The sequence below is a fragment of the Streptomyces sp. NPDC090445 genome, assembly GCF_044769385.1.
GTDB lineage: Bacteria > Actinomycetota > Actinomycetes > Streptomycetales > Streptomycetaceae > Streptomyces.
In genome coordinates this window covers 1-20,889 of the sequence record NZ_JBIVXV010000028.1, presented here as the reverse complement: position 1 = coordinate 20,889, position 20,889 = coordinate 1, and the positions used below count along the sequence as shown (strand labels likewise).

Sequence of the window (20,889 nt, the reverse complement as noted above, 5' to 3'; positions counted from 1 at the left end):
ATGAGTACCCGACTGATCCACCGCCCGGCCCGGACCATCAAGCCGCCGGCCGCCACCGAGGCCCGGACCATCGAGGCCCCGCCGAACCTCCCCGAGGGCAAGGCGGGCAACATCGCCATGTCGCTGCTGCCCGTGGCCGGCGTCATGTCCTCGGTCGTGATGATGACCGTGGTCCGCAACAGCCAGTTCGCCGCGCTCGGCGCGATGATCCTCTGCGTCACGGTCGCCGGCTCCCTCGTCATGGCCTTCTCGCAGCGCGGCAAGGCCCAGCGCGCCCGCCGCACCCAGCGCGAGGCGTACCTCGCCTACCTGGAGGACCTGCGCGAGGAGCTCGCCGGCGAGGAGCGGGAGCGGCGCGAGCGCGCCGACGTGCTGAACCCGGCGCCGCAGGCCCTGTACGACGTCCTGCGCGACCCGGCCCGGCTGTGGGAGCGGCGCCGCGCCGACGGTGACTTCCTCCAGGTGCGCGTCGGCACCGGCGAGATGCCCGTACGGGACCTGAGGATCGGCCAGCAGGGGTCCTCCGTGCTGACCCCGCCCGACCAGTTCATGCTCAACGAGGCCTCCGCGCTCACCGCCCGCTTCCGCACCGGCACCGAGCTCCCGCTGACCGTTCCCCTGGACCGCGTCGGCAACGTCAGCGTCATCGGCCCTCGCGAGGACTGCCTGCGCGTCGCCCGCGCCCTGCTCGTGCAGACCGCCGCCCTGCACGCCCCCGACGACGTCGCCGTCGCCCTCGCCGTGCCCGGCGACCGGATCGCCGACTGGGACTGGGCCAAGTGGATGCCCCACCTGCTCGACTCCGGGCAGCACGACGGGCCCGTCCCCGCCCGCCGCATCGCCCCCTCCGCCGCCCAGCTCGCCCGCCTCCTCGCGCCCGAGCTGAACCGCCGCGCCTCCTACGCGGCCGAGGTGCGCCGCGGCCTCGCCGGGACGGACGCGCTGACCATGAACTCCCGGCTGCTCGTCGTCGCCGACGGGCACGGCGAGGACGCCGTCGAACTGCCCCGCCCCGACGAGGCGGTCGGCCTGCGGGACATGGGCATCACCGTCCTGCACCTGCTCGAACAGCGGATCCAGGAGCCCGGCCACGTCGGCGTGCGCATCACCGTCGACGGAGCGCAGATCCTCATCGAGGACCTCCGCCAGACCGAGCCGGTCAGCGCCCACGGCACCGTCGACGAGGTCGGCATCCCGTCCGCGGAGGGCCTGGCCCGGATGCTCGCCCCGCTCCGGCTGTCCGCCGAGTCCCTCGCCGACGCACCGCTGTCCGGGCCCGTCGACTTCGCCGAGCTGCTCGGCATCGACGACGTGGCCCGCCTCGACCTCCCCGCGCTGTGGGCGCCGCGGGGCGAGCGCGCCTTCCTGCGCGTACCGATCGGCATCAGCGACTCCCGCGAGCCGGTCCTGCTCGACCTGAAGGAGTCCTCCGAGCTCGGCATGGGCCCGCACGGCCTGTGCGTCGGCGCCACCGGCTCCGGCAAGTCCGAGCTGCTGCGCACCCTCGTCCTCGCGCTGGTGGCGACCCACCCGCCGGAGGACCTCGCCCTGGTCCTCGTCGACTACAAGGGCGGTGCCACCTTCGCGCCGTTCGCTGACCTGCCGCACGTCGCCGGTGTCATCACCAACCTGGAGAACCAGGCCGGCCTCGTCGAACGCGTCCACGCCTCCCTCGCCGGCGAGGTCAAGCGCCGCCAGCAGGTCCTCAAGGACGCCGGCAACGTCGCCGACATCGGCGACTACGCCGCCCTGCGCGCCGACCGCCGGCCCGACCTGGAGCCGCTGCCGCACCTGTTCGTCGTCATCGACGAGTTCGGCGAGCTCCTCACCGCCAAGCCCGACTTCATCGACCTGTTCCTGTCGATCGGCCGCATCGGCCGCTCCATCGGCGTGCACCTGCTGCTGTCCAGCCAGCGCATCGAGGGCGGCAAGCTCAGGGGCCTGGACACCTACCTGTCCTACCGGCTGGGCCTGCGCACCTTCTCCGCCGACGAGTCCCGTACCGTCCTCGACACCTCGGACGCCTTCCACCTGCCGCCGCTGCCCGGCTTCGGCTACCTCAAGGTCGACACCAGCCACTACGAGCGCTTCAAGGCGAGCTACGTCTCCGGCGCCTACCGGGGCCCCGTCCGCCACGAGGAGGACGAGGACACCGGGCCGCTCGCCCTGGAGTACGAGGCCTTCAACACCCTCGCCGAACCCGAGCGCCAGTCCGCCCAGGAGCCGAGCGGCCGGCGCCGCGAGAGCGGCCCCACCGAAATGGGCGTCATCGTCGGCCAGCTGGAGCACGCCGCCGCCCCCGTCCGCCGGATCTGGCTGCCGCCGCTGCCCTCCGCGCTCCCGCTCGACGCCGTCGCCGGCCCGCTCGGCGTCGGCCCGCGCGGCATGCAGCTCGCCAAGCGGCGCGGCCCGCTCGTGGTGCCGCTCGGCCTGCTCGACGACCCGGCGAAGCAGTGGCAGGGCGAGTGGTACCTGGACCTCACCGTCGCGGGCGGCCACGCCGCCGTCATCGGCGGCCCCCAGTCCGGCAAGACCACCCTGCTGCGCACCCTCGTCCTCTCCCTCGCGCTCACCCACACCCCGCAGGAGGTCGGCGTCTACGGCCTCGACCTGGTCGGCGGCGGCCTCCAAGCCCTGGCGGGCCTGCCGCACGTCGGCGGGATCGCCGGCCGCGCCGACCGCGAGCGCGCCGCCCGCACCGTCGAAGAGGTGCGGAACATGCTCGCGGTCCGCGAGGACGTCTTCCGCGACCACACCATCGACTCCGTCGAGCAGCTGCGCACCCTGCACGCGGCGGGCCGGCTGCCCGAACTGGCCTCCGCCGAGATCGTCCTCGTCATCGACGGCTTCGGCGCACTCCGCGACGACTTCGAGGAACTCGACGACGCCGTCGTCGACATCCTCAAGCGCGGCGGCGGCTACGGCATCCACGTCGTCGCGGGCATGCTCCGCTGGAACGACGTCCGCATCGCCACCCAGGCCAACTTCGGCACCCGCGTGGAGCTGCGGCTCAACGACCCCAGCGAGTCCAGCATCGAGCGCAAGCTCTCGGAGACCCTCGCGCCCGACGAGCCCGGCCGGATCCTGACCGACGGCAAGCTGTTCGCGCAGGTCGCCCTGCCCCGCACCGACGGGCAGGCCGACAACTCCGAGCTGGGCGTCGTACTGGAGCGCACCGCCCGCACCGTGCGCGCCACCTGGAGCGGGGAGACCGCCCAGCCCGTACGGGTGCTGCCGCACCTGCTGGAGCCGGACGCCCTGCCGGGGCCGGTCGCCGAGCCGCAGCGGGTGCCGATCGGCCTGGACCAGACGGCCCTGGCCCCCGTCCTGCTCGACCTGTTCCACCATGACCAGCACCTGCTGGTCATGGGCGACAGCGAATGCGGCAAGACGAACCTCCTGAAGACGATCGCCGGCGGCCTCATCGAGCGGTACGGCGAGCAGGAACTCGTCTTCGCGATCATGGACCCGCGGCGCAGCCTGCGCGGCGTGGTCCCGGAGGAGTTCAACGGCGGCTACGCCTACAACGCCAAGATGTGCGCCGGGCTGGCCGCGGGCATCGCCAACGAGCTGGAGCGCCGCCTGCCCGACGACAGCGCCCCGCTGGAGGACCTGGAGCCGGGCAGCTGGGGCGGCGGCCCGCGGATCGTGGTCCTCGTCGACGACTACGACGTCCTCACCACGGCCGGGCAGGCGCCGCTCGCCCCGTTCGTCCCGTACATCCCGTCGGCGGTCGACATCGGCCTGCACTTCGTCCTCACCCGGCGCGTCGCCGGCGCCTCCCGCGGCCTGTACGAGCCGCTGGTCCAGGGCCTGCGCGAGTCGGGGGCCTCGGCGCTGGTGATGGCCGGCGACCGCAGTGAGGGCCAGCTGTTCCCCGGCGTGTACGCCGGCTTCCAGCCGCCGGGGCGCGGCGTGCTCGTCCGCAGGGGCCAGTCGAACCGCCTGATCCAGACCGTGTACACGCCCGAGTGACGCAGTACACGCCCGAGCAACGCAGTACACGCCCGAGTAACGAGCTGCGAAGGACCGTACGAACGCCATGACCAAGGACGTCATCGCCCTCACCCCGCGGATGCCGGACCCGTGGGCCGTGCTCGCGGGCCTGCTCTCCGGCGGGCCCGACAAGCTGGTGGACACCACGGGCGAGGGGGCGGTCGTCCAGCTCTGCGACGCGCAGGGCCGGCCGCTGGTCTCGGTCGAGGCACCGCTGCTGGTACAGGTCGAAGGCGAGGCCGAGCGGCTGCTCGGGGCGACGCCGCCGCCGGTGCCGTTCTGGTGGACCGAGGCCCGCGCCACCACCGGCGTCCCCGGGGCCGAGCGGCTCGCGGGGACGTTCGCGGCGCGCCTCGCCTCCCTCTCGGGCGGGACCGCCTGGCCGCCGGAGGCGGCGCGCTCGCTGGCCGTGGTGGCGTCCGACGGGGTCGGGGTCGCGCCGACGCCGGCCGCGGCGCAGCCCGCCGTCGACGTGCTGACCGGCAATGTCGCCGTGGTCATCATGGACCGCCCGGTCGTCGCCATGACGGCCTGGCTCGCCGACGCCTTCCGGGCCTGCGCCGCGGCCGAGCGGGGCCTGCAGATCGTCACCCCGCCCGGGACGACGCTGTCCCCGGCGGTGATGTCCGTGATGCCGGGCTGGCCCTCGCGGTGGGTGGTGCAGGACCGGCAGGACGGCTACTACGACGGCCTCAGCGGCGCGGTGCTGCGCTGGCAGGAGGGCATGTTCGCCACCGTCGTCCCCGCGGACGCCACCGAGGACGACCCGCGCACCCCGGTGGCGGCCGCGTACCGGCGGGCGGCGGAGACGGGGGAGCGGCAGCTCGCCGTCACCTACCGCACGATCCACCCCGCGGACGACCGGCTGGTCCTCGGCGGGTCCGTGGAGACGGTCTGGCGCGAGCTGACCGGCGGGCCCCCCGGGGGCTGGGGCACCGCCGAGCCGGCCAACCTGCCCTGGTCGCCGGGCCGGCTCACGGACGTGGCGTACGCGCGGGCGCCCGAGCCGACGTGGTTCGTGGTGGTCGGCAGCCCGGACCGGCCCGGCATCGCCACCGTGAAGGTCACCCGTACGAAGGCGGGCGTCGAGGAGGACGTGACGCTGGCGTTCGGCTACGGCGCGGACGAGGAGGTGCCCCTCGGCGCCCTCCAGCGGACCGCCGAGGTGCTCGCCACCCGCCACCGGCTCCAGTCGATGCTCGTACAGCTCCGCAAAGCCCGCCGCGACCTGCTGGTTCCGCCGCGCTTCGAGGGGCCGGGGGTGCCGCTGGCCTTCGTCCTGGGCGCGGAGGAGGTCCGGGCGATGCCGGACGACCGCGCACGCAGCACCCCGCTGTCACAGCCCCCCGTCAGACTGGGCCCGAAGGCCCGCCCGGCCTACTACTACCCGCTGCCGGGGGACCCGTCGGACCTGTCGGGCTGGGCGGACTTCGAACGCCTGGTGCGCCACCTGAAGGGCGAGTGAGTGAAGCTGGTGGATTGTCATACGTCCGTCACAACCGCGGTGTTGGACGTTGCAGATGCGATGCGTCTTGATAGAAGTAGACATACATTTGACTGAAACCGATTGTTTGAGCATGTGTGCGGGGGAGTGTGAGCGATGAAGTTCGACATGGGGACCACGGCCCTGACGACCCTGATGAAGGGGTCGCAGGGTTCGAGTACGGACCTGGGGACGTTGGTCCGGCTGCTGGTGCAGGCGGCGCAGCCGTTGGAGGGGAAGTTCAACGGCCAGGGCAAGGTGGCGTTCGACGACTTCAAGCGTCGGGCGGACGACATCGCGAAGGAGCTGAACGCGTCGCTGGCGGCGATCCTGGGCGGTCAGGCGGGGATGGAGAAGGCGTTCTCCTCGGGTGACCAGGAGCAGGGCGACAACGCGAGGACGCAGATGGCGTCGGCGAACTTCGACGCGGCGCGCTTCCGCGGCCGCTGACAGGGCCGCTGACCGGGCCGCGAAGGCGGCTGTTGCAGGGTTTTCGATCTCAACGGGGAGTGTGGTTGTAGTGGCTGCTGGCCAGGACCGTCGTTCGTACGATTCGGGTGCGTCCACGGAGGCGCAGGGCAACATCAAGGTGGTGATCGGCCAGCTGGAGACGGTGATCGCGGCGCGCGACGGGCAGGTGGCCAAGGTGATGTCGGACTTCGAGGCGGAAGGCGTCTCGGCGGAGTACCACGCCAAGGAGCAGCGCTGGAAGAAGGTCTCGGAGGAAGTGAAGGGCATCATCCGGCTGCTGAACGAGACGCTGGTGAAGAACGACTCGACGGCCCGCCAGACGCAGACGCGCGCGAAGACCGCGGTCGACAACATCGGCTGACGCTCACCGGCAGTTGACGCAGGGGATACGGGGGACGGGGAACGCGGATGACAGCCTGGGACATCAAGCCGCAAGGCGTTCAAGGGCAGGTGAAGACGGTCGGCGGCCACGCCGGTGATCTGGAGAAGGCGCTGAACGCGCTGGTCACCGCGATGTCGAAAGCGGGGGAGGCCGCGGGAACGGCAGTGCCGGGCTCCGTCTCCAAGACGGCCATACCCAACCCGGCCCCCGGCCACGCGCCCACGATGAAGGGTGCCATGGGCCCGGTGGCGGCCGCCCTCGGTGAATACCTGAAGGGCCGCGAGAAGGAACTCAAGTCGATGGCCGCGCGCATCGAGGCCTGCATCCTCGGTGCGGTGAAGGCGACGAACGAGTACATCGCAGGCGACCTGGATTCGGCCAAGCAGGCCCAGGACGCGGCCAGGTCCGTCAACCTGGAGGCCCTCCGCCAGAAGCCGGGCGGTGGCAGGTGAGCGACAAGGACCCCGTCGACCCGGTGGAGGTGCCGGTCTTCACCGGCGATCTGGTGGAGCTGGACAGGCAGATCAAGGCGATCTCCTCCGGCGGTACCGCCGTGTCGACGAAGGCCGGCGACGTCCACTCCAGCTTCGGCGGCCTCCAGGCGTTCTACCAGGCGCCCGAAGCCGACCAGCTGTTCGCGACGACGAAGCCGGTCTCCGATCTCGGGCTGAAGCTGAGTACGGACATGTCCGCCATCGCGGGTGCGCTGGGCGCGTACGCGCGTGACGTGGCGCCGCTGAAGAAGAAGCTGGAGGACCTGAAGGGGGAAGCAGGAACGTTTCTCTTGAAGGTCTCCAAAGACGAGAAGTGGCGTGAGGACGGCGATCTGATCGACGAGAACCTCGCACGCCGCAACGAGATCGCCGAGGTGTGGACCCAGTTCCACGAGGTGGAGCGGACCGCGCACGCAAAGATCGTCGCGCTGGTCGGCGGCCAGCCGCTCCGGGTGAACGACGGCTCCAACGCGGCCGACATGTACGGGTATGACGCGGAGGCGCTCAAGCAGTCGAAGTCCCTGCCGTGGGGCGACGCGGTGGAGGAATCCGTCCCCGCATGGCAGGTGTGGGAACACGTCTGGGACTTCGGCAAGGGCGTCGTCGTCGACGGCGTGTGGGGCACCCTCAAAGGCCTGGGCGGCCTGGTCGGCCTGCAGGGCTTGGAAACGTTCAAGCAGTCGTGGACGGGCCTGGCCAAGCTCGCGACGGGAATTGCGATCACCGCGATACCGGGCGTGGGCCCGCTCTTCCTCGCCGCCCCGTCGGACAAGCTGCCTTCCTGGCTGCGGGATTCGCGTACGGCGATGAAGGAGACGGGCAAGGCGCTGCTGGCGTGGGACCAGTGGGGGTCGAACCCTTCCCGCGCGGCCGGCGCGGTCACCTTCAACGTCCTCACCACGGTCTTCACGGGCGGCGCGGGCGGCGCCGCCGCCGGTGCGGGCAAGGCGGGAGCCGTCGCCAAGGCCCTGTCCTTCGCGGGGAAGGCCGGCCGGGCCATCGACCCGATGACGTACATCTTCAAGGGCGCCGGCGCCGGGTTCTCGAAGATCGGCGACGTGATGGCCGCCCTGAAGGGCATGGGCAAGGTCGAAGCCCCGGCGATCAACATCGACGGTGCGGTGGCCCTCCCGGACGGCGCGAAGATGCTGCCGGACGGAACGATCCACCTCCCCTCGGGCACGCCCGTCCCCGAAGGCGCGATCAAGCTCTCCAACGACACGGTCAGGCTCCCCGAAGGCACGACCACGTTCCCCCCGGGCACGGTGAAGCTGCCCACGGACGGCGCGCCGCAGTTCATGGACCCCGAGGGGGCCATCTACGACGCGAAGGGCAACGTCCTCCAGCAGGCCGACCAAGCGCCGCGCGACATCGCGAACGCGCCGAAGCCCGACGCGAACACCCCGCCGGGCACGGCTCATGCGGGTGCGAGCCCCTCGGGCAGGCCTGACGCGGAGGGCAACGGCTCGCCGGGCACGGCTCATGCGGGTGCGAGCCCCTCGGGCAGGCCTGACGCGGAGGGCAACGGCTCGCCGGGCACGGCTCACGCGGCTGCCAGCCCCTCGGGCAAGCCTGACGCGGAGGGCAACACCCCGTCGGGCAGGCCCGAATCCGGTGCGAACGCTCCCAAGGCCGACGCCCCGAAGGCGGACTCGCCGGCCACGGTCAAGGCGGAGGAGCGCGTCCTCGTCGGCGCCGGCGTCGGCGGCCGCGGCGGCGACGTGTTCCGCCTCGGCTCCGACATATCCGACCCGCTCCGCACCGTCGGCGACCACACCCCCGGCCCCCGCCCGGACACCACCCCCGGCGGCCACGCCCCGGACAGCATGCCCCGCAACAGCGCGGACACCCCGTCCACGGGCGGCTCCCGCCCGGACACCCCGTCCACGGCCGGCGGCCACGCGGACACCCCGTCCACCGGCGCCGGCCACACCGAGACTCCGACCGGCGGCGGCCGCACCGACGGCACGTCCACCGGCGGATCCCACCCGGAGGCTCCGGGAGCGGGCGGTACCCACCATCCCGGCGACGGCGCGGCCCGCACGGGTGATGACGCAGCCGCAGCCCCATCGGGCTCGGGCGCGACCGGCGATGCCCCGACGGGTGGCCCGTCGGGTCCGCGCAAGCCGGTGGAGCGCCCCAGCTTCATGCTGGACGGCGACAATCCCTACGGCCCCCGCGGCCGCCTGACAAAGGACCAGATCGAGGAGATCCAGGTATACCGGGCCAACGAGGAGCCCGGATACCGCAAGCGGTATTACGACAAGGACGGCCACCGCAAGCTTCTTTCCAAATTGGACGAGAGCGGGTACGCCCCGCCCCAACTCACCAAGTTGGCGCACGACGCACCGTGGACCCGCGCCAAGGACACCCCCGAACCCCCTGCGCCCCACTACATCGAGGACGACTACCAACCCCTGGGCCGGGAGGACGTCTCCGATTCGGCGCGGCTCGACATCCTCGATGGGTTCGCGCACAGGCGCCACGCCGCCATAGCTCACGATACGGCCATGACGAAGTGGAAGAATTCGACCGGTAGCCCGGAGGCCGAGGCGGCGTACAAGGAGGCCCACACGGCGATGCGGGATGCCGCCGAGGAATTCGGCGAAGCGGCGGCCGAGCACCACTTCATGGCCGAGCACCGCCCGGGCTTCGTCAAGCAGGAACTCCTCGGCCCGATGAGCGGCGCGGACCAATTCGACCAGGTGTGGCTGCACCCCGACGGGCGAGCCGTCATCCTCGAGGGCAAGAGCAGCATCAGAACGGCCCTCGGCAAGCGTGATCTCGACCCGCCTCCCTGGCCTCCCAGGATGCCCGGTGTCAAGGGGCCGTCAGTCCCCCAAGGAAGCAAGGAATACCTCTTCGACATTTTCCAAGAGATGAACAAGCGAGGCGAAAAAGAGCTCGTGGAAAAGCTGTGGAGGGCGCGCAAGAACGGAAGGCTCGAGTACATCGTCGTCAGGGGTGAGCTAAATACCGGAAGCTACACTGGATTGCAGTACCGGACCTTCGACACCACCAGGAGAACTCTTCCGTGACCGAAACCGTTGACCGCCACCTTGTGCCCCGCTCCGATGCCGAGGAGTTCGCCGATGGGCTGAGCGAGCAGGTGGCCGGTTTTGTCGAAGACCTCGAAGAGTCGCCAGACATGATCGACTTGGCCTACGGTGCCGCTCTCGTCGCGCTGCAGGCACACTCCGTCGCGGACCCGTCGGCGGACCGGCTGCAATCCTGGAAAGCCACGGTCACGGCGATGCAGGTCGGCTCGGCGCTGTTCGCCGTGACCGGCGCGGACGAGGGCACCGTTGACTGCTTCATCAACGGCAGGACGCGGTCCCTGCCGGTGATCGGTCTGCAGCCGTTCGCCCATGCGGGGAACTGGCTGAGCGCGTTCTGGCTGGCCGTCATCTGCCGTGAGCAGCAGCGGATGACGCAGCTGTGTGAGGTCCCGCTGGAGCGGCTGCGCTCGGCGGAGGGTGCGTACGACGACTTCGTCTTCCACTGGGTCGATGTCCAGCAGACCTACTGGCTCCGGCGGCCCGGGCTGGTGGACAAGCTCATGGCTGCGTTCGAGTCCTCGGATCCCGAGGTCGCGCGGAACACTCCGCGCGATGCGCTGCAGGGCGTGATGTATCCGCCGCTCAACCTCTTCTACCACGTCGTGCGCAAGCGCCAGGAGGAGTTCGGGCCGGCGCTGGCGGAGGCCCTGAAACTGCACAAGGCGTACTGGACCCTGGACGAAGAGCGGGCGACCGACATCGACGGTGCCCTTCCCCTGGGCCCGCTCGCCATGGCGTGCCTGGCCCACGACGGGAAGTTCCCGATCGACGTGGAATCGCCGTTCCTCCCCAAGTACCTGCTCACGCACGGCTGGCTGGGGGAATTCCCCACGTAATGCCGCGGCACGGCTTCCCTGCCCACAGCACGGCCGAACACCGGCTCGGCGAGTTCCCGACCTGACCCGAGCACCCGCCTTGGCTCCGGCTCGTGCGATCTGATGAGAAGAGGTATTCGGTGTTCACGACCATCCCCCGTCACCCGTTTCCCACGGGCAATGCGGAGGCGGGCCTCGCCGTTCTCCAGGGGAGTGCGGACAGGCTGATCGAGGGTCTGGAGGGCGATTCCAAGGATCTGGGTGAAGCCCTGGACACCGCGCTCATGCTGGCCAAGGCCCACTGCCTGAGGGATCCGCGGGGATCGATCTACCCCACGTGGGACGCCTGGGTGACGGCCATGCAGGCCGGCTCCGCGGTGTTCGCCGCCGCGACCGCGACCGGGACCCACGTGCAGTGCCGCATCGCGCACAAGGACCGCACGCTCGAAGCCACCGGGTCGCAGAACCACGTGACGCCCGGCACCTGGCTCACTGCCTTCTACCTGGCCGTGGTGTGCCGGGAACGGGACAGGATCACGGAGCTCTGCCGCGTGCCGCTGTCCCTGCTGCGGGAGAGCGGCGCGTACGTCGACGAGTTCGAGTACGCCTGGATCGACACCCTCCAGACCTACTGGCTGGGCGGCCCCGACCTCGGCCGGAAGCTGGTGGCCGCGGTCGACGGCACCGACCCGGCGGTCGTCAGGACCGACCAGGAGGCGGTGGGCAAGGTGCTCTACCCGCCGATGGAGATGTTCCACCGCATCGTCCGCAGGGACGACGCGGGCTTCAACCGCGCCTTCACCGCTGCCCTCCAGCTACACGGGGAGTACTGGAACGTGGAGGGCCGGGCCACCCGCGTCTCGGGCCTCGTGGCGCTCGCCCCGCTCGCCATGGCCTGCTTCGCCCGGGAGACGGGCATCGAGATCGAGGTCGAGTCCGAATACGTGCCCGCCGCCCTGTTGAGCGGAAACTGGTGCGGCGAGTTCCCGACCTGATCACCGGGAACTCCACCCCTGCGTACGGTGCGTGAGGAAGTGGGACATCGATGCTGATGCGCGCGCCGAAGGAGTGCGGCTCGTGGTGGTGGGACCTGGACGACGTGGCGGAGCCGGGTCTGGAGTCCGCGCTCCGGACCGCGGCGCGCATGGGCGGGGTGCTGGAGAAGCACGCCTTGCTGGAGCCGCTCTCCCTTGACTGGAGCTGGTTCCAGGTCGGCAGGGGCGGCATCGGCATCCACAACAGGCTGTCCCTTGCCGGCCGTTCGCTCGGTGATCCGGCACTGCCCGACGCCCTCCGCGGCTGTCGGCCGACCGGCCATCCGCAGGCGGAGATCGGCGCGGTCCTCGTACTCGGATCCGGCGCATGGTTCGACGCGAACGGAGCAGGCGGGAGGGAGTACCGCCTGGTGGAACTCCTGGTGTCCCCCTTCGACGAGGACGGGGCCTGGGCCGAAGTGTCCGTGCACCACGACATATGGGGTCCGTACGATTTCCGCGGCGAGCCCCACCCGGCCGTCCACGCCAACAACGCGCCGCGGCTCGCGTCGGCCCTGCGGGAGCTCGACCAGGTGCTCGAAGTCGCGGCGGTGCCCGGCGAGCCGACGTACTACGGCCGAGCCGAGGGCTACGGACTCAAGGCTCCCGACCTCATCATCGACGGGCGCGGGCCCAACCTCACCGACACCGCATTCGGATAGCCGACCGCATCCGGCGGGTGCGGAACGCGGCGAACAAGCGGCCAGGCAGTCTGCCGGGCTCCCGCCGACCGGCGTCGTTGCCAACGGGGAGTGTTTCTCTTGATATACGGCTTTCTTACCGCGGGAGAAGCAGACCCGGAGGCAGCTTCCCGCGCTCTGGCCGAGTCCTTCGGCGTTCCACCCACCGTGATCGACGTATCCCCGGACGGCGAGACGGAGGCCCGCAACCGGGACGCGAAGGTCACGTGCGAATACGAGGCGCTCAGCGGCGACATCGGCTGCCGGCTGACGGTGTACGGCACCGAGGAACTGGCTCCGCAGCCCTCCGTGGGACGCCTTGCGACCGTGCTGGCACGCGAGTTGGACACGGCGGTGCTCGTTTCCTGGGGGACCCTGCCGTGGATACGCCAGGTGGTGACCTCCCGAGGCGGTGTGACCTTCGCACGCGTGGAATACCTGGAAGACGAGCAGCAGGGCTACAGGGTGTACGCGACGGAGGCCCCTGTCCCCGAGTTCCCCGCCGCGAGGGTCGAGGGATTCCCCGAAGTGGTGCGGGACCTTCCCGTGGCCACGCCCGTGGCCGACGGGCTGTTCCCCGGTGCCGGCCGGCACAGCCCGGCCGGCGAGGTCCGCATGCTCCTTTGGGGGTGGGAGGCCCTGGTCTCGCGCATGGCCGCCGGGTGGCCGCCCTCGCGCTGGTACGGCGCGGACATGTACCGCGAGGACCTGCAGAACCGGGACCGGCTGGACAGCGCACTGCAGGCACTCGCAGCGGACGACCGGGAACGGGCGGCCGGCGCCCTCGCAGAGCTGGACGCCCGGTTCCGGGACCTCACGGTCGACGACGGCGGTGCAGGACTCGCGGCTGCCCTCACGGCAGACGCCCGGGGCTTCTCGGATCCGAACTGGTACTGGCGCCGGCGTCCGGCCGCGCCGCCCTGGATGCAGGAGGCGAGTACGTGATCACGCGCATTCCGCGTCACGAGTCCAGCACGGACAACGTGCCGAGGCCATGGCGCCGATGAAGTCCGTTCGCCGGGCCGAACAGGCCCTCGCGCGGGCGCAAGAGCACCTCAACCGTACGGTGGGCCGCAGCGGCTCCGCCGACCGCTATGGGCAGAAGGCCGCGGTCGGTCGCCGTGTCGGCTGGTCCCGCCAGCACATCACCACTCTCGCCAACGCCTACCGGGCAGGCGAACCGGACGAAGAGAAGAGGACCGAAGCCGCATGAGCACCGCACCCCAGCCGTCCGTGATCCCGCAGCCGCCCGCCCAGCCCGAGGCCATCCGCGCCGCGCCGGCCCGGGTGGCCCCTCACCTGCTCGCCGACTTCGACCGCGACCGTGCGGCCGGCACCGCCCGTGCCCGTGCCGAGGTTTCCGCAGTTCCCCTCCGCGCCTTCACGGAGTCGTGGGCCGTCGAGGTGGCCATCGCCCGGCACCCGGAGGCCGCCGCCCGGCTCCGCGTCCTGGAGGCCCGGGCCGGCGAGGTCACCGACCTCGGCGAGGCCCGTGACATCGCCGCCGAGATCAGCCGCATCCGCAACGAGGCCGCTGCCGAGGCAGGCGTCCGTACTGCCCGCGGTGCCGCCTGATGAGCGACGATCGCCGGGTGCGGGACGGCGGATGGTTCGAGACCCAGGCGCTCCCCCGGATGAGACCCCGCTTGCTTGCCGTGGTCTTGGTCGTGCCGCCGCCGCACCTGCTCTGACGAGCCACTCGGGAGCCCCCGGCACCCGGCCCGCGCGAGGCGGGGGGACAAGAAGCGAACCCCAGGTCGTTGACCTGGGGTTGTGTCGGCTTTCGCGCCGACCCGTCCAGGGCGTGCACGAAGAGCCGCCGGATGGGCCCGGCCGGGCGGGGCAGGGCGCGCGAGCCCATCACGTAGAAGAAGCCGGGCGACAGGGCGGGCCGGGCGGCCTCCAGGGCCAGTTCCACGATGTCCCCGGGCTGCGGCGCGTTCCCGCTCCCGTTCCCGTCCCCGGTCCCGATGAGCCGGTCGGCGGGCACCCGGGCGGTGATGTCCGGCAGCTGTACGACGAGCTGGTCGCCGCCCTCCCGGTGCAGCACCTCGATCAGCCGGGCCCGGGCCGGGGTCCAGGCGTGCGGGACACCGGCCGCCAGCCGCTCCTCCAGGCTCGCGTCGCGCAGGCTGAGCCGGGGCACTCCGCCGGGCTCCCGGCGGTGCTCGCCGTTGCCCGCGTGGAACTCCTCGTACAGCGCGTTGGACAGGCGCCCGCGCAGGTCGCGGGGGCTCTCGGCGGTGAACTCGCTCCCGGCGACGGTGGCCTGGAGGCCGTCGGCCCGTACGGAGACCAGGTCGAGGGCGGCGGTGAGCCGCGGGGCGAGGACGTGCGTGGCGGTGGAGGTCATCGGGAGCTCCCGGAAGGGGCTTCGAGCCGCAGCGTGGCGACGGCTCCGGACGGGTTGAGCAGCAGGACCCGTCCGATGCCGGCCGCCGCGCGGGCGACGGGGCTGAGGACGGCGTGGGCCTGGGCCGTGGCGATCAGCCGGTCGTACATGTGCCAGCCGGCGAAGCCGACGGCCCGCTCGGCCAGTTCGGCATCGGGGACCCGGCATTCGAGGTAGCCCTGCCAGAAGGCGGCGATGCGCGGGGTGTGGCGGCGCAGGCTGGCCGAGCCGCGCTCGACGATCTCCTCGTGGGCGAGGTCGAAGCCGAGGGCGGGGGCTCCCGCGCTGCCCCGGTCGCCGGTCGGGGCGAAGACGGAGTAGGTGGCCTGGAAGAGCCACTCGCCGATGAACGCGCCGACGTCGCGCGCCGGGTCGGCGATCCGGAACTCCTCCCAGTCGCAGAGGTACAGCGTGTCCTCGTGCTGGATGAACTGGTCGAAGCGCAGGTCGCAGTGGGCGGGGGTGCGCGGCGCGGCCTGCTCCCGCTCGCGCAGCAGGCGCAGCGCGGCGACGACCTCGGCGTCGTCCTGGACCAGCTTCCAGGCGGCGATCTGCGCCATGCTGCGGTCCTGGAGCGCGCTCCAGGGGCAGGCCTCCAGCCAGGCCAGCGGGGGCAGCGGCGCCTCGCCGGTGTCCACGCCCGCGCCGTCCGCGTCCAGTGCGTGCAGGGTGGCGACGGCGCGTCCGGCCTCGCGGCACATCTCCTCGTCGAAGCCGCCGTCCACGGCGATCTCGGAGCCGGAACGGGCGCCGGACAGCAGGCGGTAGGCGTTGAGGGCGGCGCCCTCGTGGGCGCCGAGGTGGACGGGGGAGCGGAGCGGGGAGTCCGCGGGCAGTCGGCGGGAGAGGGCCTCGTAGGCGAGGGTGCGGCCGAGTTCGGGGCTGCTGCCGTCGGGGGCGCGGGTGACCGTCTTCACGAAGACCTGGTCGCCGCTGGTCGTCGTACCCGCCCAGTTGTCGTTGCGCCCGCCGAAGGCGGTGAGCCCGTCCGGGACGAAGCTGCCGAGGCCCAGCCGGTCCAGCAGTTCGGCCACCTCGGGAACGGAGTCCAGCTCCGTGGGCTGGTACCGCAGCAGCGCGGGCTGCTGCTCGGTCGGGGTCGCTGTAGTCATGACACTCCCTGGGGGACCGCTCTGCGGCCCTCCTCGTCGATCAACTCGGCGGTAAAGGCGATGTAGCCCAGGAGTTCGTCGTCCCACCCCCGGTAGGTCGCGAAGTCCTGCATGTGTGTGACGACCCGCAGGACGGCGGACCGTCCGACGAGCACGGGGTCGGGGCCGGGCCCGTACGCGTCCAGCAGCAGCCGCTGGAGGTCGGCGGGCTTCTGGTGCGGGGTGGTCCAGGCCAGCTCCACGAGCTCGCCGAGCAGCCACCCCAGGTCCAGCTCGGGCCGCCCGACGGCCAGGTCCTCGCCGGTCAGCAGCGCCACCCGGCCCCGGCTCAGGGGCGGGACCAGCGCGCCGAGCGAAGCCCAGCCGTGGACCAGCGACCGGCCGGCCGGTGCGGCGCCGGCCGCGGGATCCGGTACGGGATCCGGTATGGGTTCCGCCGCGGGATCCGGGGCGAGGTCGTCGGCCCAGCCGAGCAGACGCTCCAGCCGCTCCGCGCCCCAGCAGGACAGGGTGCGTTCCCGCAGCTCACTGCTGCCGCGGGCCCAGTCCCGCAGCCGGCCCAGCCCCGGCGGGGCGCCGAGCCGCAGCTCCCCGGGCGGGGGAGCCGGTACGGCGTGCAGCGCGCGCAGGGCCCGGGCCGCCGACACCAGGGAATGCGCCACGAGCGCCCGGGCCTGGGGCCGGAAGTCCCGCAGCCAGGCCGCGGCGGAGGCCGACCCGCCGACCCGGTGCAGCAGCCCCGCACCGGCCCGCTCGGGGACGGTCAGCAGTGCTGCGCCGGTGTCGTCGGGCAGTAGGGGGACCAGGTGCGCGGCGCGCGCGAGGAGCGGTCCCCGTACCTGCGCGCCGGGCCCCTGCCACCACAGGAAGCCGCCGTCGGGCGCGCGGAGCACCCGGGTGGTCTGGAGCTCCGTCCCGTACTCCGCGACCACGTCGGGGCCGAACGGCTCCGGGAGCGCCGGCACCGGATCGGTCGCGGTCGTCACGGTCGTCACGGCCGTCATGGCGTGGGCCCCTTCCCGTCGGCGCGGGACCGGGCGACGCAGAGGTCGTACAGCTCGTTGAACGGTGCGGAGCCGCCGTCCTCCAGCTCTCCCGTACTGGCGCTGACCGCGGGGATCGTCGGCGCGAGGACCACTCCGGGCCGGTCGCGCAGTACGTCCAAGTGGCCTTGTACGACGGGGCTTTTGTGTGCGGCGGGCGGCAAGGACGGGGCGACGCCCACGAGGGCGCCGGTCGACTGGAGGGCGAGCAGCAGAGGGGTGTCGGTGATGCCGAGGGCGTAGCGGCCCACGAAGTTCAGGGTGGCCGGGTGCACCAGGACGAGGTCCGCCCAGCGCGCCAGTTCGACATGGGGCACGTCGACTCCGGAGAAACGGCTCCAGTCGTCGATGAAGACCTCCTTGCCGGACAGCACGGCGATCGCGTCGGCGGACACGAACCGCAGCGCCGAGCGGGTCAGCGCGACGCGGATCTCGGTCTCCGGGTGCGCGTTCTTCAGCCAGTTGATCCAGAAGGGGAGAAAGGCCACCCCGAGGGCGCCGGTTCCCACGACGAGCACACGTCGCAATCCGGTGTCCGGAACGTCCATGTCTCCTCCTCTCGGGGTTCTACGGGGGCGCGGACGCGGAGGTCGCGCCGCGCCGGGGCCGGCCGGCACCGGCGCGGCGGTATGCCGCGGCGAGCCGGCCGATCCCCGATGTCACGCTGTGATCAGCACTTGTTCTCGACGGTCCGCGCGGCGAGCGAGCCGAGGGCGGCGGCGCAGGCCTGGGAGGAGCGGGCGCTGATCATGCCGGCCTGGATCGCCCACGGCACGGTGGGGCTGAAGGCCGGGCCGGCGGTGGCGCCGTCGTGCAGGCCCAGCTCCTCGGCGGAGGTGTAGGCGGTGTAGCCGTCGAACAGGTCCTTCTCGGTGACGTCGTGTAGCACGCCGCCACCGGCGGGCTCATCCAGATCATCGACGGCTCGATCCACCTGCTGGCGACGATCGTGCTGATGGGCGTCATGAGCCTGCCCCTGCTCGGGATCACCTCGGTGGTCCTGCTGGTCGTCGGCGTGGCCATGGGCGTGGTGATGCCGCGCATCCGCCGGGTCACCACCCAGGCCCAGGAGTCCGTCGGCGAGATCGGCGCCGCCCTGGACCGCGCGCTGGGGGCCGCCCGTACGGTCAAGGCGAACGGCGGCGAGGCCAAGGAGACCGAGCGCGCCGAGGCCGCCGCAGAGCAGGCGTACCGCGCCGGGCTGGCGGGCGCCCGGTACCAGGCGATGATCGCGGTGCTCGCGGGGCTGATCGTCCAGGCGTCGTTCCTCGCCGTCATCGGCTTCGGCGGTGCGCTCGTCGCCACCGGCGCGCTGGACCTCGCCGCGCTGATCGGCTTCCTGCTCTACCTGTTCAACCTGGGCGGGCCCATCCTGTCCCTGATCTCCGGGACCACGGCCCTCCAGCAGGGCCTCGGCGCCCTCGCCCGGATCGAGGAGGTCCGGGAGATGGAGGCCGAGGACGACGTGGACCTGACGCCGGCGAAGCCCTCCGGGCCGCCGCCGGAAGTGGTCGTGGAGGGGCTGGAGTTCGCCTACCAGGGCCGTACGCCTACCCTGAAGGGGACCAGTTTCACCGCGCCCGCCGGCGCGGTCACCGCGATCGTCGGTTCCTCCGGATCGGGAAAGACCACGGTGTTCTCTCTGATCCAGCGCTTCTACGAGACGGACGCCGGCAGCATCCGCCTCGACGGGACGGACATCCGCTCCCTGAGCCGGGCCGACCTGCGGCGCCGCATCGCCTACGTCGAACAGGACTCCCCGATGCTCGCGGGAACTCTGCGCGAGAACCTCCTCTACTCGGCCCCCGACGCCACCGACGAGGCCGTCGCCGAGGTGCTCCGCAAGACCCTGCTCGACGAGTTCGTCGCGGGACTCCCGGACGGGCTCGACACCGAGGTGGGCTCCCGCGGCCTCGCCCTCTCCGGCGGCGAGCGCCAGCGCCTCGCCATCGCCCGGGCGCTGCTCCGCAAGCCGCAGGTGCTGCTGCTGGACGAGGTCACGGCCCATCTCGACGGACTCAGCGAGATCGCCCTGCGCAGGACGGTCGAGCAGGCCGCCGAGAACTGCACGGTCCTGCTGATCGCGCACCGGCTGTCCACGGTGACCACCGCCGACCAGCTGATCCTCTTCGACGACGGCCGGGTCGGCGACCACGGCCCGCACGAGGAACTGCTGGAGCGCAACGACATCTACCGCGAACTGGCCGCGACCCGGCTGGCCTCCGCCCGCTGAACGGCCCCGGCGGCCGGGCACGGAACGTCCGCCCGGCCGCCGGACCACCCGCGGCGAACCACCCGCGGCGAACCACCGCGACGAACCACCAGTCCCACCCGCACCGAAGGACCTGAGCATGAGCGATTCAGACCGGAACCCGACCCCCATCGAGGACACCCGCTTCGGCGGGATCACCGTCCACCAGGACGGCCAGGACCGCCTTGAGGTCGACGGCGAGGGGATCCCCCGCGTGGTCCTGGAGCGGGACCCCGCGTCGGAAGCGGACGCGCAGATCGCCATCGGCACCCGCGACCCCGCCTTCCTCACCCTGCGGATCGACGGCCGGGAAGCGGAGCTGAAGCCGGCCAAGGGCGGCCTGAGCAGGCATTCGTACCGGGTGGACGTGGAGTTCGAGGGAGTGGGCTACCGCCTGGTCCCGGACTCGATCCCCAGCAGCCGGCTGACCCGCGACGGCGTGCACATCGGTGACTTCTCCTCCGACGGCGACGAGGTGGTCCTCGCGGAGTGGCAGGAGGACGTCGAGGTCCGGCCGTTGGACGCGTCGATCGGCTACGCCCTGGCGTCGGCTTTCGGCACCGGCGCCCAGCCCATGTGGATGATGATCGTGGACGGCGTGAGCGCTGCGCTGCCCTAGCCGCGCGGGTCGGCGTTCGCCGGCGTCCACGCCGCGTGGCTCCCATACCGCAACGGCCGGTCCCCTGGGCGGGGACCGGCCGTTGCGGTATGGGAGCGGTGTGCGCCTGGGTGCCGGTCAGGCAGCGCTGCGCTGTGTCGTCTCCAGGTCCTTGATGTCGTCGGCGTAGAGGTGGGCGACGATCGCGGCCTCGAACCTCGACTTCAGCTGGAGCTTGCGCACGATGCTGGCGGTGTGCGCACGGATCGTGCGCTCCGCGATGCCGAGGTGCCGTGCGAGGCGGCGGTTCTGTTCCCCGGACGCCAGCAGCAGGAGCACTTCCACCTCACGGCCCGTGAGCGAGGAGAAATCCAGTGGGTGATTCCCGGCCAATGACTTCAAAGCAGCTTCCCGTGGTCTGCAAAGAGGCCCTGGACCACCCGCCGACCGTCGCCTACCTGCGCGAACTCACCGCGCAGGGCGCGTCGATCAGAGTGGCCGAAAGCCTCTCCGAGCGGATCCTCGTCTACGACCGGAAGACCGCCCTGGTGCCGGTGGACCCGGCGGACACCTCACGCGGCGCACTGGTCACCCAGCAGGCCGGTCTGGTGTCCAACATCCTGGCCCTCTTCGAGAAGATCTGGGACCAGGCCGTGGACCTGGCCGTCCTGACCGGCGACGGATCCGACTCCGTCGAGGTGCTCTCGGAGATCGAGCTCCGGGTCCTCGAAGAGCTGTGCCGCGTGGGCAAGGACGATCCTAGGCGCCAGCAGCCGCCCGCACGCCGCGCTCCTCGCGCGGGAGCGGGGCTGGATCTAGCAGCAGGCAGAGCCCGGGCGCTACGGTCCTGCCGTGCGCCACCCGCGGAGCGAGTTGTCGCCGAGCGCCCGGGCCAGCCATTCCCGGACCGCATCCGCATCCGCATCCCGGTCCCCGTCGCCGGTCCCGCCGCGGTCCGCCTCCCCCTCGTCGGGCCCTGTGCCTCCCCCGTTACCTTTCTCGTGGCCCCGAAACGGGGCGCCTGGCCCCCGGGCCCGGTATGGCTGTCTGCCCCCTGTCGAAGGGATGACCTGGGGGGT

General features: G+C 72.1%; 20 protein-coding genes and 1 pseudogene. 15 read left to right on the top strand and 6 right to left on the bottom strand.

Annotated features, from left to right (window positions below):
* From eccCa to ACIQUT_RS32965, 12 genes are all read left to right on the top strand, one after another.
* Positions 1-3,975: a type VII secretion protein EccCa gene (gene eccCa, locus ACIQUT_RS33020; protein WP_403568419.1), complete on the top strand. Its 3,975-nt coding sequence runs from the start codon at positions 1-3 to the stop codon at positions 3,973-3,975.
* Positions 3,976-4,042: 67 nt separating this feature from the next.
* Entirely contained in the window at positions 4,043-5,461 is a 1,419-nt protein-coding gene (locus ACIQUT_RS33015) for a DUF6177 family protein (RefSeq protein ID WP_403568418.1), read from the top strand.
* A gap of 135 nt (positions 5,462-5,596) precedes the next feature.
* Positions 5,597-5,929: a hypothetical protein gene (locus tag ACIQUT_RS33010; RefSeq protein WP_403568416.1), complete on the top strand. Its 333-nt coding sequence runs from the start codon at positions 5,597-5,599 to the stop codon at positions 5,927-5,929.
* Positions 5,930-5,999: 70 nt separating this feature from the next.
* A complete protein-coding gene (locus ACIQUT_RS33005) occupies positions 6,000-6,311 on the top strand; it encodes a pore-forming ESAT-6 family protein (RefSeq protein ID WP_403568414.1) in 312 nt (103 codons plus the stop codon).
* Between the two features lie 47 nt (positions 6,312-6,358).
* The gene (locus ACIQUT_RS33000) at positions 6,359-6,784 is read left to right on the top strand and encodes a DUF6507 family protein (protein WP_403568412.1); all 426 of its coding nucleotides are present in this window, start codon (positions 6,359-6,361) and stop codon (positions 6,782-6,784) included.
* The gene (locus ACIQUT_RS32995) at positions 6,781-9,864 is read left to right on the top strand and encodes a hypothetical protein (RefSeq protein ID WP_403568410.1); all 3,084 of its coding nucleotides are present in this window, start codon (positions 6,781-6,783) and stop codon (positions 9,862-9,864) included. The genes ACIQUT_RS33000 and ACIQUT_RS32995 overlap by 4 nt, the downstream gene beginning before the upstream one ends.
* Positions 9,861-10,721 (top strand): immunity 49 family protein, encoded by an 861-nt coding sequence (locus ACIQUT_RS32990; RefSeq protein WP_403568408.1) that lies wholly within the window; start codon positions 9,861-9,863, stop codon positions 10,719-10,721. Before ACIQUT_RS32995 ends, ACIQUT_RS32990 begins: the two co-directional genes overlap by 4 nt.
* A 119-nt stretch (positions 10,722-10,840) precedes the next feature.
* Entirely contained in the window at positions 10,841-11,695 is an 855-nt protein-coding gene (locus ACIQUT_RS32985; protein WP_403568406.1) for an immunity 49 family protein, read from the top strand.
* A 50-nt stretch (positions 11,696-11,745) separates the two neighbouring features.
* Entirely contained in the window at positions 11,746-12,396 is a 651-nt protein-coding gene (locus tag ACIQUT_RS32980; RefSeq protein WP_403568404.1) for a hypothetical protein, read from the top strand.
* 186 nt (positions 12,397-12,582) lie between these two features.
* Complete coding sequence (locus tag ACIQUT_RS32975) at positions 12,583-13,359, top strand: hypothetical protein (protein ID WP_403568402.1); 777 nt, start codon at positions 12,583-12,585, stop codon at positions 13,357-13,359.
* 49 nt (positions 13,360-13,408) lie between these two features.
* The gene (locus ACIQUT_RS32970; RefSeq protein ID WP_403568400.1) at positions 13,409-13,627 is read left to right on the top strand and encodes a hypothetical protein; all 219 of its coding nucleotides are present in this window, start codon (positions 13,409-13,411) and stop codon (positions 13,625-13,627) included.
* Positions 13,624-13,989 carry a hypothetical protein gene (locus ACIQUT_RS32965; protein WP_403568399.1) on the top strand — a complete coding sequence of 122 codons (366 nt, stop codon included), beginning with the start codon at positions 13,624-13,626 and terminating at the stop codon, positions 13,987-13,989. Before ACIQUT_RS32970 ends, ACIQUT_RS32965 begins: the two co-directional genes overlap by 4 nt.
* On the opposite strand, the gene ACIQUT_RS32960 is transcribed toward ACIQUT_RS32965, so the two are convergent.
* The 5 genes from ACIQUT_RS32960 to lxmA all read right to left on the bottom strand — a co-directional run bounded on the left by ACIQUT_RS32960 (position 13,925) and on the right by lxmA (position 17,850).
* Positions 13,925-14,767, bottom strand: coding sequence for a hypothetical protein (locus ACIQUT_RS32960; RefSeq protein WP_403568397.1), 843 nt, complete (start codon positions 14,765-14,767; stop codon positions 13,925-13,927). The two genes, ACIQUT_RS32965 and ACIQUT_RS32960, sit on opposite strands and share 65 nt — an antisense overlap.
* The gene (lxmK, locus tag ACIQUT_RS32955) at positions 14,764-15,918 is read right to left on the bottom strand and encodes a class V lanthionine synthetase subunit LxmK (protein ID WP_403568395.1); all 1,155 of its coding nucleotides are present in this window, start codon (positions 15,916-15,918) and stop codon (positions 14,764-14,766) included. Before lxmK ends, ACIQUT_RS32960 begins: the two co-directional genes overlap by 4 nt.
* Complete coding sequence (locus ACIQUT_RS32950; protein ID WP_403568394.1) at positions 15,915-16,922, bottom strand: hypothetical protein; 1,008 nt, start codon at positions 16,920-16,922, stop codon at positions 15,915-15,917. Before ACIQUT_RS32950 ends, lxmK begins: the two co-directional genes overlap by 4 nt.
* Positions 16,919-17,509, bottom strand: coding sequence for a peptide terminal cysteine decarboxylase LxmD (gene lxmD, locus ACIQUT_RS32945; protein ID WP_403568393.1), 591 nt, complete (start codon positions 17,507-17,509; stop codon positions 16,919-16,921). The genes ACIQUT_RS32950 and lxmD overlap by 4 nt, the downstream gene beginning before the upstream one ends.
* Before the next feature lie 122 nt (positions 17,510-17,631).
* Entirely contained in the window at positions 17,632-17,850 is a 219-nt protein-coding gene (gene lxmA, locus ACIQUT_RS32940; protein WP_403568391.1) for a lexapeptide family class V lantibiotic, read from the bottom strand.
* Between the two features lie 66 nt (positions 17,851-17,916).
* Here lxmA and ACIQUT_RS32935 point away from each other — a divergent pair, with 66 nt between their 5' ends.
* Positions 17,917-19,194, top strand: coding sequence for an ABC transporter ATP-binding protein (locus tag ACIQUT_RS32935; protein WP_403568389.1), 1,278 nt, complete (start codon positions 17,917-17,919; stop codon positions 19,192-19,194).
* 118 nt (positions 19,195-19,312) lie between these two features.
* The gene (locus ACIQUT_RS32930) at positions 19,313-19,831 is read left to right on the top strand and encodes a hypothetical protein (RefSeq protein WP_403568387.1); all 519 of its coding nucleotides are present in this window, start codon (positions 19,313-19,315) and stop codon (positions 19,829-19,831) included.
* Positions 19,832-19,948: 117 nt separating this feature from the next.
* Here the strand turns inward: ACIQUT_RS32930 and ACIQUT_RS32925 are convergent, their stop codons facing one another.
* Entirely contained in the window at positions 19,949-20,203 is a 255-nt protein-coding gene (locus tag ACIQUT_RS32925) for a helix-turn-helix transcriptional regulator (RefSeq protein ID WP_403568385.1), read from the bottom strand.
* 20 nt (positions 20,204-20,223) lie between these two features.
* Here ACIQUT_RS32925 and ACIQUT_RS32920 point away from each other — a divergent pair.
* Positions 20,224-20,629: pseudogene (locus ACIQUT_RS32920) on the top strand (helix-turn-helix transcriptional regulator); the annotation flags it as partial.
* Positions 20,630-20,889 lie beyond the last annotated feature (260 nt).

Bases quoted from the DNA above. Each gene is read 5' to 3' on its own strand.
- lxmK (WP_403568395.1), bottom strand. From the start codon at position 15,918: ATGACTACAGCGACCCCGACCGAGCAGCAGCCCGCGCTGCTGCGGTAC.
- eccCa (WP_403568419.1), top strand. From the start codon at position 1: ATGAGTACCCGACTGATCCACCGCCCGGCCCGGACCATCAAGCCGCCG.
- ACIQUT_RS32935 (WP_403568389.1), top strand. From the start codon at position 17,917: ATGGGCGTCATGAGCCTGCCCCTGCTCGGGATCACCTCGGTGGTCCTG.
- ACIQUT_RS32980 (WP_403568404.1), top strand. From the start codon at position 11,746: ATGCTGATGCGCGCGCCGAAGGAGTGCGGCTCGTGGTGGTGGGACCTG.
- lxmD (WP_403568393.1), bottom strand. From the start codon at position 17,509: ATGGACGTTCCGGACACCGGATTGCGACGTGTGCTCGTCGTGGGAACC.
- ACIQUT_RS32930 (WP_403568387.1), top strand. From the start codon at position 19,313: ATGAGCGATTCAGACCGGAACCCGACCCCCATCGAGGACACCCGCTTC.
- ACIQUT_RS32960 (WP_403568397.1), bottom strand. From the start codon at position 14,767: ATGACCTCCACCGCCACGCACGTCCTCGCCCCGCGGCTCACCGCCGCC.
- ACIQUT_RS32970 (WP_403568400.1), top strand. From the start codon at position 13,409: ATGGCGCCGATGAAGTCCGTTCGCCGGGCCGAACAGGCCCTCGCGCGG.
- ACIQUT_RS32950 (WP_403568394.1), bottom strand. From the start codon at position 16,922: ATGACGGCCGTGACGACCGTGACGACCGCGACCGATCCGGTGCCGGCG.
- ACIQUT_RS33010 (WP_403568416.1), top strand. From the start codon at position 5,597: ATGAAGTTCGACATGGGGACCACGGCCCTGACGACCCTGATGAAGGGG.
- ACIQUT_RS33000 (WP_403568412.1), top strand. From the start codon at position 6,359: ATGACAGCCTGGGACATCAAGCCGCAAGGCGTTCAAGGGCAGGTGAAG.
- ACIQUT_RS32965 (WP_403568399.1), top strand. From the start codon at position 13,624: ATGAGCACCGCACCCCAGCCGTCCGTGATCCCGCAGCCGCCCGCCCAG.
- ACIQUT_RS33015 (WP_403568418.1), top strand. From the start codon at position 4,043: ATGACCAAGGACGTCATCGCCCTCACCCCGCGGATGCCGGACCCGTGG.